Below are 14,306 nucleotides of genomic sequence, written 5' to 3'. Positions count from 1 at the left end.
CTTCGACAAAACGCAACATGGCTGACGGACAGAGGCCTGCGGCAAGCTGTGTGGGAGCGGGTTCACCCGCGAACACCGGCGAAGCCGGTGCCATGCACCGCGGTGGGTTCTTCGCGGGTAAACCCGCTCCCACAGGGATTGCGCCAGCCTTCAGCCTGTTGGCATGTCAGGCAAACCACTGACTTCCCGAAACAGAAACGCCCCGGGCAAGCCGGGGCGTTCTGGGGATCACACGGAGTTAAAGGATTTCAGCTCAACGAACCCCCGACTGGCGCAACGCCGCCGGCTGGAAGTCGGCCTTGCTGGCGCTGAAGCCGAAGTCGTAGGCCTTCTTCTCTTCGTTCTTCATGCCCAGCGCCAGGTAGCGGCCGGACTGCAGGTCGTAGATGGTTTCCAGGGTGTACCACGGTACCTGCACGTTGTAGTACGGCTGGGCATGGGCCTCGGATACGCGCCACAGTTGGTTGCGGCCATCGTACTGGTCGATCACCGCCGCTTGCCAGGTGTCCTCGTCGATGTAGAAGTCACGCTTGGCATAGATGTGCCGCTGGCCCGGCTTCAGCGTCGCGACCACGTGCCAGACACGGCGCAGCTCGTAGCGGGTCAGGTCCTGGTTGATGTGCCCGGCCTTGAGAATGTCGGCGTACTTGAGTTTCGGGTCGTCCAGCTTGAAGGCGTTGGAGGCGATGTACATCTCCTTCTTGCCTTCGAGCTTCCAGTCGTAGCGGTCCGGCGCGCCGTTGTACATGTCCAGGTTGTCCGAGGTGCGCAGGCCGTCGGCCGCGGTACCCGGGCCGTCGTACGACACCTGCGGCGCCTGGCGCACGCGGCGCTGGCCGGCGTTGTAGATCCAGGCCTTGCGCGGCTCCTTGACCTGGTCGAGGGTCTCGTGCACCAGCAACACGGTACCGGCCAGGCGCGCCGGCGCGGTCACTTCCTGCTTGAAGTAGAACAGGACGTTGCCCGGGTTGCTCGGGTCGTAGTCCTTCATCTTGTCGCGGAACACGAACTGGTCCTGGAAGTACACCAGGCTGTACGAGCCGTTCTGCTGCGGGGTGGCCTGGGTCACCAGACGGGTCACGCTGCCGCCACGGTAGCGGGTGATGTGGTTCCAGATCACCTCCAGTCCGCTTTTCGGGATCGGGAACGGCACCGCCGTCTGGAAGTTGTTCAGGCCGTTGCCGCCTTCGACCAGGGTGGTGGTGGTGGCGTTCTTCTTGATCGCGGCGAACACGTCATCCGGCACGGTGGAGCCGCGGTGGGTCTTGAACACCGGGATCTTGAAGGTGTCCGGGTAGCGCTTGAGCATCGCCAGCTGGCCCGGCGACAGCTTGTCCTTGTACTGCTCGGCGTTCTGCGCGGTGATGGTGAACAGCGGCTTGTCGCTGCCATACGGGTCGGACAGGAAGCCCTTGGCGTCGACGCTGCCGGCGCTCTTCGACAGCGGCTCCCACGGGCCGATGGAGCCATCGGCGTTACCGGCCTTTTCCGCGCCCATCGGCGTCAGGGTGCTGCCCAGCTTGGCCGCTTCGTCGGCCGATACCGCAGCCATGACGCTGGAGGCCAGCAGGGACAGGCCCAGCACACCGGCTTGCAGCAGACTTCTGGTGTAGTTCATGTCGTGTCGTCCTGGATCTGAATGCTTAGAAGTTCACGCCGAAGCTGAGGGCGACGAAGTCGCGATCATCCACGGTGCTGTACTTGCCGTCGAAGAAGTTGGTGTACGACAGGCTCGCGGTGTAGGTCTGCTGGTATTCCGCGTCCAGGCCGAGGCTGATCGCCTTGCGCCCTTCCTCGAAGTTGCCGCCAGGCCCCGGCGAGTAGCCGTCGACGTCATGCGACCAGGCCACGCTCGGGCGCAGGTTCACCCCGGCGAAGACGTTGTTGTAATCCCAGATCGCACGGACCCGATAGCCCCAGGAATCGCTCGTGGTGTAGCCGTCGTTTTCGCAGTAGCGCGACACGTTGTTGGCATTCGAAGTGCCCAGGGTGCTGGTGTTGAGCGCCTCGCACTGGCCATTGGGCAACGGGCCGGGGCCGAACACCGGGTCACGCCCGTAACGCAGCTTGGAGGTGCTTTCCAGGCCGCCCACGTGGGTCCAGCCGATTTCGCCGACCATGGTCAGGCGCTCCGCGCCCATCACCTGGTCGAAGAAGTGGGTGAAGGTGGTCTGCAGCTGGGTGATTTCCTTGCGGCGGTAGCCGGGCTGGTCGGTACCCGGCTGGCCTTGCAGCACGGACACGTTCGGGTTGAGCGGCGTCAGGCCGGAATAGAGGATATCGGTGGTGTTGAGCTGCACCGGCGCATTCGGCCGGTAGCTGATTTCGCCGCTCCAGGCGGTACCGGTGGGCAGCGTGGTCGAGAAGCTCAGGCCATACAGGCGGATGTCTTCGGGATACTCCACGTAGTAGCTGGAGTTGCCGGCAACCTGCAACGGCATCAGGCTGGGCAGCAGGTTGGCCAGCGCCGCGGCCGGTACGCCCGCGCCGCGCAGCGCGGCGGCCAGGCCGGTGGTGCTGTAGTACTGGGCGTCGGCACCGCGGCCGCTGAAGATCGGCGCGCGGCTGTGGTAGTTCATGAAGTAGCCACCGAACTCGGTGTTGAGCGGCTCGAACATGTAGCGCAGGGCGACACCGAACTGCCCGCTGTCGCGGGCATCGCGGTCGGCGCCCCGGCGCACGATCACCCCTTCGTCAGGGTTGCCGTAGGTCACGCCCCGGGCGGCCAGGGTGTTGGCGACCGGGGTCGCCAGCGGCCCGAGCCGGCTGGCCAGCGAGTTGCGCGTGGCGAGCACCGCCAGGTTGTTGTTGCAGCCGTCGGCGATCACGTCGGGCTGGGAGAAGAACGTGCCGCAGTTGTCGACGACCGTCTGGTCCCATTCGAGCTGATAGAAGCCCTCGGCCGACAGGTTGTCGGTGAGGCTTTGCGACACGTAGAACATGTTGACCGGGATCAGGCCCTCCTTGATCTCCGCGCCTGGGCGGCGGAAGGCCGACACGTCGATGGGGTTGATCGCGTTGATGCCGCTGCCGATGAACGTGCTCTCGCCCCAGCTCACCACCTGCTTGCCCAGGCGCACCGAGCCCGGCATGTCGCCGATCGCGTAGTTGTGGTAGATGAAGGCGTCGAGCAGTTCGGCGCCGGACGACTTGGCGCCTTCCTTGCGGTTGGAATCGCTGATGTCCTTGAACTCACGGCCTTCGTCCTTGAGTTCGAAGTCGTACCAGTACTTGCCACGCACGAACACGCCAGTGTCGCCGTACTTGAGCTCCAGGTCATGGATGCCCTTGAAGATCTTCGAGAAGGTCTCGCCCTTCTTGAAGTTCAGGTGACCATCGTCGGAGGTCTGCGACAAGCCCTTGCCGCCGTTGTTGACGCCGATCAGGTTCTTGTTCGGGTTGGCCGTCGACCAGCTGGCCCCGATGGAGAGCGAAGAATCGAACTGGCCTTCGATTTCACCGATGTTGAAGCTGACCGCAAAAGCAGGGCTTGCAAGCGTGGAAGCAAGGCTGACGGCCAGGGGCAGCTTGGCCCGGCGCCAGAACAGGTTTGCAGATTTCATCGACGCTACTCCATGTACTTTATTGTTATGGCAGTGAGTCCTTTCAAGAACGGCCCGAGCGACCGGTATGCAGGCTTGCACCCGCGACAGCACGTCTTGCGCGTGCTGCCCTCCCCCATTCCTGAAAATCCCCTGGCCCCGACTATAGCCAGCAGGCACAGGTGCTAGATCCCTCTAAAGTGTGATTTATGCACCGGCCGCCAAATTGCCACCGACGTTTGCCTGGCGGCGTGTTGGCCGTGTTGAAGGATGGCGCATTTTCTCCGTTTGGCAAGGCGCCAGCCTCTCTAGCCTGCGGGCCGCGTTCTGACGCACGCGACCCGCGGCGCGGTTACAGGGTGGAAAGGAACGCGCTGTTGCTGGCCTGCCACTGCACGATGTCCTGGCGAATGCGCTTCTTGTCGAGCTTGCCGACGCTGGTCTTGGGAATTTCAGTAACAACGGCGATCTGGCTGGGAATGGCCCACTTGTTGATGTGCCCTTGCTCGACAAAAGGCTTGAGGTGCTCCTTGAGCGCCTTGGCATCGATGGCCTGGCCGTCGCGCACCACCAGCAGGGCGAACGGGCGTTCGCCCCACTGCGGGTCGGCCACCCCCACCACCGCCACTTCGCGCACGGCCGGGTGACGGCTGACCAGGTCTTCGAGGTCGAGCGAGGAGATCCACTCGCCGCCGGTCTTGATCACATCCTTGATGCGGTCGCGGATGTCGATGTAGCCCATGTTGTCGAGGGTCGCGACGTCGCCGGTGTGCAGCCAGCCGCCCTGCCACAGCTCTTCGCTCTTCTCGGGCTCCTTGAAGTAGCCCATGGTCAGCCAGGGCGCGCGCAGCACCAGCTCGCCCTGGGTCTCGCCATCGGCTGGGAGGAACCTGCCCTCGCCATCGACGATCGCCGCCTCCACCAAGGGCACCGGCACACCGGCCTTGATGCGGTAGGTGACACGCTCGTCCTCGCTGCCGGCCTGCAGTTCGTCGTTCAGGTGCGCGGCGGAAATAAGCGGGCAGGTTTCCGACATGCCGTACGCGGCGGTCAGCTGGATCCCACGGGCCAGGGCGGCCTTGTACAGCGAGCTGTTCAGGGCGCTGCCGCCGATGATGATCTTCCAGCCGCCGAAGTCCTGGCCCTGGGCGTTGGGGCAGTTGAGCAGCATCTGCAGGATGGTCGGCACGCAGTGCGAGAACGTGACCTTCTCCTCGCGCCACAGCTTGACCAGCATGTCCGGCTCGTAACGCCCCGGGTAGACCTGCTTCATGCCGAGCATGGTGGCCGCGTAGGGAATGCCCCAGGCATGCACGTGGAACATCGGCGTGATCGGCATGTACACATCATTGCTGCCGAGCAGGCGCACGCTGTCGATGCTGCCGGTCACGGCGGCCTCGGCCAGGGTGTGCAGCACCAGCTGGCGATGGGTGAAGTACACGCCCTTGGGGTTGCCGGTGGTGCCGGTGGTGTAGAAGGTGGTGGCCACCGAATCTTCGTCGAAGTCCGGGAAGTCGTAGTGCGGGCTGGCGGCGGCGAGCAATTGCTCGTACTCGCCGACCAGGTTCGGCAGGTCGGCGGTCTTGTCCGGGCCGTCGGTGATCAGCAGGGTCTTGTCGACCGTGGTCAGCTGATCGGCGATGCCCTGGTAGAGCCCGACGAAATCGCTGTTGACCAGCACCACGCGGTCTTCGGCGTGGTTCATGGTGTAGAGGATCTGCTCGGGTGACAGGCGCACGTTGATGGTGTGCACCACCGCGCCGATCATCGGGATGGCGAACATGCATTCCAGGTAACGGTGGCTGTCCCAGTCCATCACCGCCACCGTGTCGCCGGCCTTGACCCCGGCCTCGGTGAGCACGTTGGCCAGCCGGGCGATGCGCTCGTTGAGCTGTGGATAGGTCAGCCGCAGCTGGTCGCGGTAGACGATCTCGCGGGTTTTCTCGTAGCGGCTGCCAGACATCAGCAGGCGCTTGATCAACAGCGGAAAGGTGTAGGCGCCCTCGGCGGGCTTGATGATGCGGGTCTGCAACATGGATATCCCTTCTATCTGCAAAAACGGGCCGGGCAAGTCTGGAACAACTGTAGTAGCTGAATGTGACGGTCAAATCAGCCGAAGGAATGATTTGGCGCCACGAGGTATGAGTGGCATTGTGCCGACTGATGGATCAACCCCTGCCCTGCCACCGGAGCTTCCCAGATGCCCAGCTTGCGCCGTGCCGTGTTTCTCGATCACCCGTCCCTCGACCTTGGCGACCTCGACCTGTCGCCGTTGCGCCAGCCGTTCGACGAGCTCGAACTGTTCGCCACCACGCGCCCGGACCAGGTCGCCGAGCGCCTGCAGGGCGCGGTGGCGGTGATCAGCAACAAGGTCATGCTCGACGCCCAGGCCCTGGCGGCCAACCCCCAGCTGAAGCTGATCCTGGTGGCCGCCACCGGCACCAACAACGTCGACCTGGCCGCTGCCCGTGCCCAGGGCATCACCGTGTGCAATTGCCAGGGCTACGGCACGCCGTCGGTGGCCCAGCACACCCTCGCCCTGCTGCTGGCCCTGGCCACGCGCCTGTGCGACTACAACCAGGCGGTGGCCGCCGGCCAATGGGCCAAGGCCAGCCAGTTCTGCCTGCTGGACTTCCCCATCGTCGAACTCGAAGGCAAGACCCTCGGCCTGCTCGGCCATGGCGAACTGGGTGGCGCCGTCGCGCGACTGGCCGAAGCCTTCGGCATGCGCGTGCTCAGCGGGCAGATCCCCGGGCGCCCGGCGCGTGACGACCGCCTGCCGCTGGAGGAACTGCTGCCGCAGGTCGACGCCCTGACCCTGCACTGCCCGCTGAACGAGCACACTCGCAACATGATCGGTGCCGCTGAACTGGCCCTGATGAAGAAGGGCGCGCTGGTGGTCAACAGCGCCCGCGGCGGCCTGATCGACGAGCAGGCGCTGGCCGACGCCCTGCGCAGCGGCCACCTGGGCGGCGCCGCTACCGACGTGCTCAGCGTCGAGCCTCCGGTCAACGGCAACCCGCTGCTGGCCGGCGATATCCCGCGCCTGATCATCACCCCGCACAGCGCCTGGGGGGCGGTGGAGGCTCGCCAGCGCATCGTCGGCCAACTGGCCGAGAACGCCCGCGCCTTCTTCGCCGGCGAGCCGCGTCGCCTGATCGTCTGAGCGCCGGCTGAGTCCCAGGCCCAGCTCTGCTAAACTGCGCGCCTTTTTTCAGGAGGCGTCGTCCATGGACCCGCGCAGTGAAGTGTTGCTCCGCCAGGCGGAACTGTTCCAGGGCCCGCTGCTGGTCGCCGGCGCCCCCGCCGACGACCTGTTCGGGCAACTGCCCCAGGCCCATGGCTGGACCTGGCACGCAGGCGACCAGGCCATGCTCGACGCCCGCTTCGCCGGGCGCAGCCATTACGGCGTCGAGGTGCCGCCGGTGGCCTTCGAGGCCGCCGTGCTGTTCCTGCCCAAGTCGCGCGAACTGGCGGCCTACCTGCTCAATGCCCTGGCCTCGCGCCTGGCCGGTCGCGAGCTGTACCTGGTCGGCGAGAAACGCGGCGGCATCGAAGGCGCGGCCAAGCAGCTGCAAGCCTTCGGCAAACCGCGCAAGCTCGACAGTGCACGGCACTGCCAGCTGTGGCAGGTGACGGTGGACAACGCCCCTGAAGCCAAACCGCTGGAGAGCCTGGCCGAGCGCTTCACCCTCGACCTCGAGGACGGGCCGCTGCAGCTGGTGAGCCTGCCCGGAGTGTTCAGCCACGGCCGCCTCGACCGCGGCACCGCGCTGCTGCTGCAGCACCTGGACAACCTGCCGGTCGGCCATGTGCTGGACTTCGGCTGCGGCGCCGGCGTACTCGGTGCCACGGTCAAGCGGCGTTATCCACAGAGCCGGGTGACGCTGCTCGATGTGGATGCCTTCGCCGTCGCGGCCAGCCGCCTGACCCTGGCGGCCAACGGCCTGGAAGGCGAGGTCATCAGCGGTGACGGCATCGACGCGGCACCGGCCGACCTGAGCCTTATCCTGAGCAACCCGCCGTTCCACACCGGGGTGCACACGCACTACCAGGCATCGGAAAACTTGCTGAAAAAATCAGGTCAACATCTGCGAAAAGGTGGCGAAATGCGCATTGTGGCGAACAGCTTCCTGCGCTACCAACCCCTGATCGAAACGGCGCTGGGCAACTGCCAGACCTGCGCCGAGGGCGACGGCTTCCGGATCTATCGGGCAACGCGGGGATAAACTTCCCCCGAAAAACAACGCTTGCCGAAACGCGTTCGGCTAGGCAGAATCCGCACCGTCCTAGGGGAGTAGTCTCCCGCGAGCGCCCTGCTCGCCCGGCACGCGTCAACATACTTGGCCCACAGGCCATGGCGCGTGCGACCCAGCGGCCTGCACAGACAGGTCCTCGGTTTGACAAGACCTATGACACGCACACCTTACCCGGGGCGGGGAGGCTGTACGTGTCATAGCCGTGTCGACCCGCCCCCGTAGGAATCCTGATGCTGGAATCTCTGATGGTCCCCACCGCAATCGTTGCCTTGGCCGAAATCGGCGACAAGACACAATTGCTCGCGCTCATTCTCGCCGCCCGCTTCCGCAAGCCTTGGCCGATCATCGCCGGTATCGTCGCCGCGACCCTGGCCAACCATGCCGCGGCCGGCGCCGTAGGTGCCTGGGTCAGCGGCTTCTTCAGCGAGACGGTGCTGCACTGGGTGCTGGCCGCAAGCTTCACCGCCACGGCCCTGTGGACCCTGGTACCGGACAAGATGGACGACGACGAGAACCCGGCCCGCCGCTTCGGACCGTTCCTGACCACGCTGATCGCGTTCTTCCTGGCCGAGATCGGTGACAAGACCCAGGTCGCCACGGTGATGCTGGCAGCCCAGTATCCGCACCTGTTGCTGGTCATCATCGGCACCACCCTGGGCATGCTGATCGCCAACGTGCCGGTGGTGCTGGCGGGTAATTTCGCGGCGGACAAACTGCCACTGGCGCTGATTCGTCGCCTGGCGGCCGCGGCGTTCTTCGTGCTGGCGATCGTGGCCGTGTACTCGGCGATGAAGACCAGCGGCTGGGTAGGGTAAACCGGGAAAGCTGGGGCGCTTTGCGCCCCTTTCGCGACACAAGGCCGCTCCTACAGGGAAATACGACTCATGCAGTGTCGCTCGGTATCACTGCTTGGCCGCCTGGTACAACGGCATCACCTTGGGAATCGCCGCCTGCAACGAGGCGATCCGGCTGCTGGAGGCCGGGTGGGTGCTCATGAACTCGGGCGGCGCGCCCTCCGACGCCTTGCTCATCTTGTTCCACAGGGTGATCGCGGCGTTCGGGTCATAGCCGGCGCGGGCCGAAAGCTCCAGGCCGATCAGGTCGGCCTCGTTCTCGTTGGCGCGGCTGTTGGGCAGGGTCATGGCGTAGTTCACCACGGTGTCGGCCATGGCCATGCTGTTCTGGCCCAGGCCGAACAACGCTCCGGCGCCCTGGCGCGCCATTTCCACGCCATAGGCCTTGGACATTGCCTCACGGCTGTGCTCGCGCAGGGCGTGGGCGATCTCGTGGCCGACCACTGCGGCGATTTCCGCGTCGGTGAGCTTGAGCTGGTCGATCAGCCCGGTGTAGACGATGATCTTGCCGCCAGGCCCGCAGTTGGCATTGAGCTCGTCACTCTTGATGACGTTGACTTCCCAGTTCCATTGCGCGGCATCCGGCCGGAACTTCGGGGCCTGGGCAATCAGACGGTTGGCGATGACCGAAACCCGCTTGGCGTCGGCACTGGACTTGTCCAGCACACCCTTGGTCGAGGCTTCGCCGAGAGTCTGCTGGTAGGACTTGGCGTACATCTGGTTGACCTCGTCGGTCGACAGCATGCTGAACATGTATTGCTTGCGCTCGACACCGACAGCACCACCGCTGGTGGTGTTCACTGACTGGCAGCCGCCCAGCAGAATGCCAGCACTCAACAGGCTGACGAGAAAAGACTTGCGCATGAAAACTCTCCCTTTTTGCATGCGCCGTATCCTAGGCTGAGTCAGCTGCGGGCCGCCAGAGCCGCAGGGAAGATTTTGTGTTGCAGGCCCGGCCCTTTCGCGGGCAAGCCCGCTCCCACAGGAAATCATCACCTTCAATGCCTGTGCCTTACCTGTGGGAGCGGGCTTGCCCGCGAAGAGGCCGGCACAGGTGGCACATCAGACGGGGGTGAGGCACTCCGGCGCATCCAGCTTGGGGTCATTGACGAAATGCGCCAGCGCCCGCTCACGCAGGGTCGCTGGCGGGCTGGCGAGCAATTCATGCAAGCGCGGCAGCGGCGTGTCCGGGTCGAGCCAGGCCGCCCTGCCGGCCTCATCGAGAATCAGCGGCCGACGCTGGTTCATCGCCGCCTGGGTCACCACCGCACAACTCAACCACACTTGGTCCTGCACCGGATACGCCTCCCAGATCGCCGCGAAGTACAGTGCGGCGCCCTCCCCCGGCGTCAGCCAGTAAGGCCGCTTGCGTACCGTGCCACGCCATTCGTAAAAGCCGTTGGCCGGCATCAGGCAGCGGCGCAGGCGAAACGCCTCGCTGAACATCGGCTGTTCGGCCAGGGTTTCGGCGCGGGCATGGGCAGGGGTGCGCGACAGATCGGTAAGCCACGCCGGGGTCAGCCCCCAGCGCACCCTGGCCAGTTGCTGCTCACCGTCGAGCTGGCGCTGGATCAGCACCGAGGCGCCGGGCGAGATATTCCATTGCGCCGGCTGGCCGGCAGGGAAGCCTGGCAGGCTGGCAAGCGCCTGGGGCCAACGGAACAGGGCGTAGCGTCCACACATGGGCGATTTCAGAACCTAGCAGATCAAGGTACCGGGATAACTCTCCGGTTCGTCGCCGGCAAGCGGCTGGGCACCATTGTACGCATCGATCAGTTGCCGTGCGTACTCGGCCTGCTCATCCGGCACCGCGAGCCCGAGCAGGCCCTGCAGCGGCAGCTCGCCGACACCACCCATCAGGTCACGGCCGGCCAGGTGCACCTCGATGCCCTCGCTGGCCAGCATGCCGGCCAGCATTTCGGCCTCGAGCAGGTTTTCCGGTTCGTAGATCCGCCGCATCAGTCATTCTCGCCATAAACATCCAGCATCCATTCCTCACCATGAACCTGCAGCACGAAACGGATAGGCTTGCAGCACACCTGGCAGTCCTCGATGTATTCCTGGTCACCGCCGGACAAGTCCACCGTGGTTTCGACTTCCTCACCACAATAAGGGCAATCGTAGATCGCAGTTTCCAGCATCGCGGCCTCCGGGGTGACTTGTGCGTATAATTGCCGGTCTGTTTACAGGGCCCGTGTGTGTCGAGCCGTTTTTCGGCCCCGCCCCTACCTTATTACCCTAGCCGTTTCCAACAAGAGAGCATGATGGGCGAATTCGATGCCATCCGACCGTACGACGACGCTGAGGTCCCTGCCGTTCTGGCACGCCTGCTCAGCGACCCGGCATTCCTCGATATCCTCACCCACTTCAAATTCCCGCGCGCTGCCGGCGCCCTCGGCTGGCTGCTCAAACCGCTGATCGCCCGCCGCCTGCGCAAGGAGTTTGCCGGCGTCACCTGCGTGTCCACCCTGCAGGACAAGGTCGAGTACTACGTCGACCAGACCATCGAGCGCGCCACCGACGGCGTCACCTATTCCGGTGTCGAGCAGCTCAAGTCCGGTACCGCCTACCTGTTCCTGGCCAACCACCGCGACATCGTCATGGACCCGGCCTTCGTCAACTACGCGGTGTACCACGCCGGCCTGCCCACGCCGCGCATCGCCATTGGCGACAACCTGCTGCAGAAGCCGTTCGTCAGCGACATGATGCGCCTGAACAAGAGCTTCATCGTCCACCGCTCGATCAGCGGCCGCCGCGAAAAGCTCGCCGCCTACCAGCTGCTCTCGGCCTACATCAACCATTCGATCCGCAATGACGCCACTTCGATCTGGATCGCCCAGGCCGAGGGCCGTGCCAAGGATGGTGACGACCGCACCGATTCGGCGATCCTCAAGATGTTCCACATGAGCCGCAAGGACGAGCCGTTCGGCGCGGTGATCCAGAGCCTCAACCTGACGCCGGTGTCGATCAGCTACGAATACGACCCGTGCGACCAGGCCAAGGCGCGCGAGCTGTACATCCGCGCCACCACCGGCAGCTACACCAAGGCGCCGGGCGAGGACGACGTCAGCATCGCCAAGGGCATCACCGGCTACAAGGGCCGGGTGCACATCAACTTCGCCCCGCCGGTGACCGCGTATTACGAGGACACCAAGCAACTGGCGCAGGAAACCGACCGGCAGATCCTCGCTGGCTACCGGCTGTTCCCGGTGCACTACCTGGCCTATGCGATGTGGGGGGAGAAGGACGAGGCCCTGCAGGTGCCGAGCGCCGAGACGGTGTTCCCGGCCGAGGAGCTGGCCAAGGCCAGGGAAGAATGGCAACGCCGGCTGGATGCCTGCCCTGAGGAGCAACGGCCGTACCTGGTGCTGCAGTATGCGACGCCGGTGCGCAATCAGTACCAGGTCAGGCAGCAGGCTTCGGTCGCCTGACGGATTTCTGGGGGCGCTTTGCGCTCCTTTCGCGACACAAGGCCGCTCCTACCTCCCCTGCAGGAGCGGCCTTGTGTCGCGAAAGGGCCGCAAAGCGGCCCCCAAAGGTTCACACCCAAGTGCTGAACCAGGACAGCAGCAGCGCCATGGCCAGGCAGGCAAACCCGAGAATGTAGTAATAGCGCGGCACCCGCTGGTCGAAGGCATCCACCAGCCCTTCATCCACGGCCAGGCTCTCGCGGGTGATCACCTCACGCCGCCGCGCACTCTGCAGCAGCAGGCCACCCGGGCAGGTCAGCAACAGCGCCAGCAGGTTGATCAGCTTGGTCGGGTGGGCGGACAGGAACCCCCAGAGCACTTGCAAGGACATCACGCAACCTCGGTTAGAACGACAGCGAAGCCCGGCATTCTACCGAAGTCCCGCCATGGCGCCCGGCCTGGGCGACAAAGTGTCACTAAATTTCATCTGTCACAGGTTCGTCATCAAGACAGGCCACCCTATCGGCCTTTTCCCGTACCGGAGCTTGTCGATGCTGCACGCCGAAAACCAGGACCGCCTCTATCTCGTGGCCCAGAGCGAGGAGCAGCAGGCGCTGATCGATGGTTTCGCCATCAATGTCCAGGACCGCCAGTGGCTGGTCTACTGCGCGCTGGGCGGGCATGTGCATGAGGACTTGCCCGAGGTGGACATGGGCACCGGCGTCAGCTTGCTGGACTTCCATATAGCGGCCGCATGAGCCTGTACCGGCCATCACAGGCCTTGAGAGCGGTGCCATACCTGTGGGAGCGGGTTTACCCGCGAAGAGGCCCGCACAGGCAACAAAAAACCCGCTCCCTGAACACAGGCAGCGGGTTTTTCATTTACAGCGAAACGCTTACTCGCCCAGCACCTGCCCGATGGTCGGGTCCTTGAACAGACGGGTCAGCGCATCGCTGAGCACATCGCCCACCAGCTTGGTGTTGGTTTCCTGGTTCGGCGCCATGCCGAAGCGCTGGTCCAGCGAAGCGCCATAGCGGCCACTGTAGCGGCGGTTGGCGTTGGACACGTCGGCACGGAAGGTGGCGCCGATGGTGGCCTCGGTCACGTACAGGTTATCCTTCGGCGACTGGTACTTCAGCTCGGCCAGGGTCACGGTCAGTTGCGGCGCGTTGTAGGCGTTCGGCGTCGGGGTGAAGCCGAGCAGGCGCACGGCCGCTTCGGCCTGGGCCTGCAGCTTGGGCACCACATCGTTGCCATTGACACTGATGGTGCTGGTCTCGGGGTACATGCCACCGCGCGTGCCCAGGGACTGCGAAGGCCGGCCATCGACCACCTTGACCACCACCGGCTGGCCATGGCCGACCGGCGCGAGCTGGGCCTTGAGGGTGGGTTGCGGGCTGAGTTGTTGCGGGCTGTGGGCACATCCGACCAGGCTGAGGCTGGCCACGGCGATCAAACCGAACAACAGACGTTGCAACATGCGCGTTTCTCCAGAAAATGCGGCTAAGGCCCACAGTATACCCAGCCAGGCACGCGCCAGTCATCGGCCCGACCCGCCTGTCACAATGCTTTCATCGCCGTCCCGCTATGCTTGCGCCAAGCCCTCCCGCACTGGACATACCGTCATGGCCTCGCTCTGGAACCAACTCTTCCAACGCCCGCGCGACAACGCCTATGCCCGTCTCGACAGCCAAGGCAAGTGCCTGGCCTTCAAGCAGTGCAGCCAGCCCCCCAGCGGCAGCGGCTGGGTACAGATCGGCGAAATCCAGCTGGCCTGGCTGGGCCGCGAGCTGCCTGCCGAGGCACGGGTTTGCAGCCGCGCAAGCCGCCGTTGGCATCAGCGCATCCTCGCAGCCTGACAAACGCTGCAATAAAAACCACGAATTACGACCTTTCTGCCCGCGACATCGTTATAATCTCCCCCCGATTATAAGGACGTCTCCTGATCGGGCCCCGCATTCGCCGATTGACCCCGGCACCTTGACCCGCTTCGCCCACAGAGAGCCTTCCACTCAGGTCTTGCATCGGCTGTCGTGCCTGCTTTTCCGGCCCTTCGCACTGCATGAACCTGCGGGTTGCCATCGCGCAGTCCCCTTTTGAGGTTCACGTCTCCAAAAGAGCGTGAAAAAACGGTTTTCACTACTTCACAAGAGTGTGGCGAGCAAATGAACAGTCTGGCATGTGCAAAAGCGGCAGATGTGTCCCGAACAGCCCTGAACAGGCGGCTAAAGTACTCATCC

Annotated in this window: 15 protein-coding genes and 1 riboswitch; of the genes, 6 read left to right on the top strand and 9 right to left on the bottom strand. The window is 64.6% G+C overall.

Going from position 1 to position 14,306, the window contains the following annotated elements:
- Nucleotides 1-253: 253 nt before the first annotated feature.
- The 3 genes from ACIP21_RS24040 to ACIP21_RS24030 all read right to left on the bottom strand — a co-directional run bounded on the left by ACIP21_RS24040 (nt 254) and on the right by ACIP21_RS24030 (nt 5,577).
- Nucleotides 254-1,618 carry a DUF1329 domain-containing protein gene (locus ACIP21_RS24040; protein ID WP_400692997.1) on the bottom strand — a complete coding sequence of 455 codons (1,365 nt, stop codon included), beginning with the start codon at nt 1,616-1,618 and terminating at the stop codon, nt 254-256.
- Between the two features lie 25 nt (nt 1,619-1,643).
- Nucleotides 1,644-3,563, bottom strand: a complete 1,920-nt coding sequence (locus ACIP21_RS24035) for a DUF1302 domain-containing protein (RefSeq protein WP_400692994.1) — start codon at nt 3,561-3,563, stop codon at nt 1,644-1,646.
- 331 nt (nt 3,564-3,894) lie between these two features.
- Nucleotides 3,895-5,577 carry a fatty acid--CoA ligase gene (locus ACIP21_RS24030; protein ID WP_400692992.1) on the bottom strand — a complete coding sequence of 561 codons (1,683 nt, stop codon included), beginning with the start codon at nt 5,575-5,577 and terminating at the stop codon, nt 3,895-3,897.
- Between the two features lie 165 nt (nt 5,578-5,742).
- Here ACIP21_RS24030 and ACIP21_RS24025 point away from each other — a divergent pair, with 165 nt between their 5' ends.
- The 3 genes from ACIP21_RS24025 (at nt 5,743) to ACIP21_RS24015 (ending at nt 8,616) form a co-directional block, all read left to right on the top strand.
- Complete coding sequence (locus ACIP21_RS24025; protein WP_400692989.1) at nt 5,743-6,708, top strand: 2-hydroxyacid dehydrogenase; 966 nt, start codon at nt 5,743-5,745, stop codon at nt 6,706-6,708.
- A 64-nt stretch (nt 6,709-6,772) separates the two neighbouring features.
- Nucleotides 6,773-7,771 (top strand): methyltransferase, encoded by a 999-nt coding sequence (locus ACIP21_RS24020; RefSeq protein WP_400692986.1) that lies wholly within the window; start codon nt 6,773-6,775, stop codon nt 7,769-7,771.
- Nucleotides 7,772-7,822: 51 nt separating this feature from the next.
- A riboswitch (yybP-ykoY riboswitch) is annotated at nt 7,823-8,011 on the top strand.
- A 23-nt stretch (nt 8,012-8,034) separates the two neighbouring features.
- Complete coding sequence (locus ACIP21_RS24015) at nt 8,035-8,616, top strand: TMEM165/GDT1 family protein (RefSeq protein WP_400693084.1); 582 nt, start codon at nt 8,035-8,037, stop codon at nt 8,614-8,616.
- Nucleotides 8,617-8,703: 87 nt separating this feature from the next.
- Here ACIP21_RS24015 and ACIP21_RS24010 read toward each other — a convergent pair whose 3' ends face one another.
- The 4 genes from ACIP21_RS24010 to ACIP21_RS23995 form a co-directional block, all read right to left on the bottom strand.
- On the bottom strand, nt 8,704-9,519 hold the full coding sequence (locus ACIP21_RS24010; RefSeq protein ID WP_400692984.1) for a M48 family metallopeptidase: 816 nt from the start codon (nt 9,517-9,519) through the stop codon (nt 8,704-8,706).
- Between the two features lie 198 nt (nt 9,520-9,717).
- Nucleotides 9,718-10,338 carry an SOS response-associated peptidase gene (locus tag ACIP21_RS24005; RefSeq protein ID WP_400692982.1) on the bottom strand — a complete coding sequence of 207 codons (621 nt, stop codon included), beginning with the start codon at nt 10,336-10,338 and terminating at the stop codon, nt 9,718-9,720.
- A 15-nt stretch (nt 10,339-10,353) separates the two neighbouring features.
- Nucleotides 10,354-10,614, bottom strand: a complete 261-nt coding sequence (locus ACIP21_RS24000) for a DUF2007 domain-containing protein (protein WP_400692980.1) — start codon at nt 10,612-10,614, stop codon at nt 10,354-10,356.
- Nucleotides 10,614-10,796: a CPXCG motif-containing cysteine-rich protein gene (locus tag ACIP21_RS23995; protein ID WP_010225771.1), complete on the bottom strand. Its 183-nt coding sequence runs from the start codon at nt 10,794-10,796 to the stop codon at nt 10,614-10,616. Before ACIP21_RS23995 ends, ACIP21_RS24000 begins: the two co-directional genes overlap by 1 nt.
- 120 nt (nt 10,797-10,916) lie before the next feature.
- Between ACIP21_RS23995 and ACIP21_RS23990 the strand changes: the two genes are divergently transcribed.
- Entirely contained in the window at nt 10,917-12,086 is a 1,170-nt protein-coding gene (locus tag ACIP21_RS23990; protein ID WP_400692977.1) for a 1-acyl-sn-glycerol-3-phosphate acyltransferase, read from the top strand.
- A 109-nt stretch (nt 12,087-12,195) separates the two neighbouring features.
- On the opposite strand, the gene ACIP21_RS23985 is transcribed toward ACIP21_RS23990, so the two are convergent.
- Entirely contained in the window at nt 12,196-12,456 is a 261-nt protein-coding gene (locus tag ACIP21_RS23985) for a hypothetical protein (RefSeq protein ID WP_400692975.1), read from the bottom strand.
- A 160-nt stretch (nt 12,457-12,616) separates the two neighbouring features.
- Here ACIP21_RS23985 and ACIP21_RS23980 point away from each other — a divergent pair, with 160 nt between their 5' ends.
- Complete coding sequence (locus ACIP21_RS23980; RefSeq protein WP_400692972.1) at nt 12,617-12,823, top strand: hypothetical protein; 207 nt, start codon at nt 12,617-12,619, stop codon at nt 12,821-12,823.
- Nucleotides 12,824-12,961: 138 nt separating this feature from the next.
- Here ACIP21_RS23980 and ACIP21_RS23975 read toward each other — a convergent pair whose 3' ends face one another.
- On the bottom strand, nt 12,962-13,546 hold the full coding sequence (locus ACIP21_RS23975; RefSeq protein ID WP_167058959.1) for a YajG family lipoprotein: 585 nt from the start codon (nt 13,544-13,546) through the stop codon (nt 12,962-12,964).
- Nucleotides 13,547-13,691: 145 nt separating this feature from the next.
- Between ACIP21_RS23975 and ACIP21_RS23970 the strand changes: the two genes are divergently transcribed.
- The gene (locus tag ACIP21_RS23970) at nt 13,692-13,925 is read left to right on the top strand and encodes a hypothetical protein (protein ID WP_400692969.1); all 234 of its coding nucleotides are present in this window, start codon (nt 13,692-13,694) and stop codon (nt 13,923-13,925) included.
- Nucleotides 13,926-14,306 lie beyond the last annotated feature (381 nt).

Origin of the sequence: Pseudomonas sp. NPDC089401 (genome assembly GCF_044749485.1) — a bacterium.
Classification (GTDB): Bacteria; Pseudomonadota; Gammaproteobacteria; order Pseudomonadales; family Pseudomonadaceae; genus Aquipseudomonas.
The sequence above is the reverse complement of the archived record's forward strand: the minus strand, read 5'-3'. Positions and strand labels throughout refer to the sequence as shown.

Coding starts and splice junctions, on each gene's coding strand:
- ACIP21_RS23990 (WP_400692977.1), top strand. CDS start 10,917: ATGATGGGCGAATTCGATGCCATCCGACCGTACGACGACGCTGAGGTC.
- ACIP21_RS24035 (WP_400692994.1), bottom strand. CDS start 3,563: ATGAAATCTGCAAACCTGTTCTGGCGCCGGGCCAAGCTGCCCCTGGCC.
- ACIP21_RS24030 (WP_400692992.1), bottom strand. CDS start 5,577: ATGTTGCAGACCCGCATCATCAAGCCCGCCGAGGGCGCCTACACCTTT.
- ACIP21_RS24010 (WP_400692984.1), bottom strand. CDS start 9,519: ATGCGCAAGTCTTTTCTCGTCAGCCTGTTGAGTGCTGGCATTCTGCTG.
- ACIP21_RS23975 (WP_167058959.1), bottom strand. CDS start 13,546: ATGTTGCAACGTCTGTTGTTCGGTTTGATCGCCGTGGCCAGCCTCAGC.
- ACIP21_RS24000 (WP_400692980.1), bottom strand. CDS start 10,614: ATGCGGCGGATCTACGAACCGGAAAACCTGCTCGAGGCCGAAATGCTG.
- ACIP21_RS23985 (WP_400692975.1), bottom strand. CDS start 12,456: ATGTCCTTGCAAGTGCTCTGGGGGTTCCTGTCCGCCCACCCGACCAAG.
- ACIP21_RS23970 (WP_400692969.1), top strand. CDS start 13,692: ATGGCCTCGCTCTGGAACCAACTCTTCCAACGCCCGCGCGACAACGCC.
- ACIP21_RS24040 (WP_400692997.1), bottom strand. CDS start 1,618: ATGAACTACACCAGAAGTCTGCTGCAAGCCGGTGTGCTGGGCCTGTCC.
- ACIP21_RS23980 (WP_400692972.1), top strand. CDS start 12,617: ATGCTGCACGCCGAAAACCAGGACCGCCTCTATCTCGTGGCCCAGAGC.
- ACIP21_RS24025 (WP_400692989.1), top strand. CDS start 5,743: ATGCCCAGCTTGCGCCGTGCCGTGTTTCTCGATCACCCGTCCCTCGAC.
- ACIP21_RS23995 (WP_010225771.1), bottom strand. CDS start 10,796: ATGCTGGAAACTGCGATCTACGATTGCCCTTATTGTGGTGAGGAAGTC.
- ACIP21_RS24005 (WP_400692982.1), bottom strand. CDS start 10,338: ATGTGTGGACGCTACGCCCTGTTCCGTTGGCCCCAGGCGCTTGCCAGC.
- ACIP21_RS24020 (WP_400692986.1), top strand. CDS start 6,773: ATGGACCCGCGCAGTGAAGTGTTGCTCCGCCAGGCGGAACTGTTCCAG.